Source organism: Endozoicomonas sp. ONNA2, from assembly GCF_024606365.1.
Lineage (GTDB): Bacteria > Pseudomonadota > Gammaproteobacteria > Pseudomonadales > Endozoicomonadaceae > Endozoicomonas.
Genome location: NZ_JAHHPO010001071.1, coordinates 1 through 1635, shown reverse-complemented (window position 1 = coordinate 1635; position 1635 = coordinate 1). Strand labels below are relative to the sequence as shown.

The following is a 1635-nucleotide window of genomic DNA, read 5'->3' as shown; positions in this document are numbered from 1 at the left end:
GAAATCAGGTGATGGTTCTGACGTTGATTCTCTATCGTCTCCAGATGACCAGGGAGCTGAAACCAGTTCAACGTCATCTGCGCGGCGGGCCTCCTCTGCTGGTTCTCAGACGGATCCTGATAACTTGATGCCTGAAGGGACTTGGAAAAGTTCGGTTGGGGATGAAGATAAGAAATCAGGTGAGGGTTCTGACACTACTTCTCCTGCGATTCCAGTTGACCAGGGAACTGAAACCAGTTCGGAAGCATACGGGGCGTCCAGTACAGGCGGTCAGACCACATTGGTTACTGAGTCAATCAGGCCGATGCATAAAGAGATTGAAGCCGGGCAGAGTGAAGTTGGGGGTAAAGCTGGGGAGTCAGATGATGGTTTGCGCCCTGTTACTCCTCTTTCCTCTCCAGTAGACACAGAAACTGGAACCAGCCCAACACCCGTAGCGAAAGGAGAAGACGACAAAAACAGTCCACCCCGACAGTTCGCTGATGACTCAACCCATGCGAAAACCGAGACCACCAGTCGTGGAAGCAGTCAGATTTCCAAGGAAGTTGATGTCTCAACCAAACCGATTCCTGAGAGTGCTGAAGACAACAAAGGTCCATTCAGGAATGAAGCTGAGAAGTCAGGTGTTACTCCTCCTGCATCGCAAGTTGACACTGGGACTGGCGCTGGTCCAACGCCCCAGGCACAAGGGGAGGGCGATAAAAACAGTCCACCCCGGCCGTTTACTGATGCCGCAACCAATGCTGTGTCCGGCACCACCAATCGTACAACCAGTCCGACCCGACAGGATATTAATGCTTCAATAAGTACGATTCCTGAGGGGGCTGAAGACAACAATAGCCCGATGCCAGTAGCGTTAGAAGTGAGCGGTGGCAGCACAACAAAACCGGTATTGTCGGAGCTGACTGCATTCAGAAATAAGAACCCATGGGTTACTGATGACTCAACCAGCCTGATACCAAAGGTAATAACCGATTCTGGAGACAGTGCCACCCTTGGCCTTGAACAAAGCAATGGTCTAACTCCAAAAACGTTAGAGGTACCTGATAATAACAGTCCACTCCGAGAGTTTGCTGATACTTCAATCAATGCTGTGCCCGAGACCACCAATCGTGTAACCGGTACGATCCGACAGGTTACTGATGACTCACCCAGTCAGACGCCTGAAGAGATTGGAGAGAGAAAAAGTCCGGTTGGGGCTGAAGCTGGGAAATCAGGTGATGAGTCGCGTTCTGTTACTCCTCCTTCCCCTGCAGTTGACACAAGGGTTGAAACCAGTGCGAAGCCTGCAGCTTCAGGGATGACCGCTACCGATAGTCAGACCTCGGCTACTGATGACTCACCCAGTCAGACGCCTGAAGAGATTGGAGTCAGACAAAGTCCGGTTGGGGGTGAAGCCGGGGAATCAGTCAATGGGCCGCGGCCTATTACTCCGCCTTCCTCTCCAGTTGACACAGGAACTGGCCCGAAAGGGGAAGGCGATAATAACAGTCCACAGCGACAGTTTTCTGATGCCTCAACCAATACGAAAGCCGAGACCGCCAATCAGGCAACCAGTCCGATTCCTGACACGACTGAAGACGGCAATGGTCTAAAGTCAGAAACGCCAGAGTTGACCGTTAGTAACAGTCCACT

Annotated in this window: 1 protein-coding gene; it reads left to right on the top strand. The window is 51.9% G+C overall.

What is annotated here, in order from left to right; translation table 11 throughout:
* Positions 1-127: 127 nt before the first annotated feature.
* Positions 128-1635: hypothetical protein (locus tag KDK14_RS19005; protein WP_257266783.1), on the top strand; the 1508-nt coding region annotated here is incomplete at its 3' end.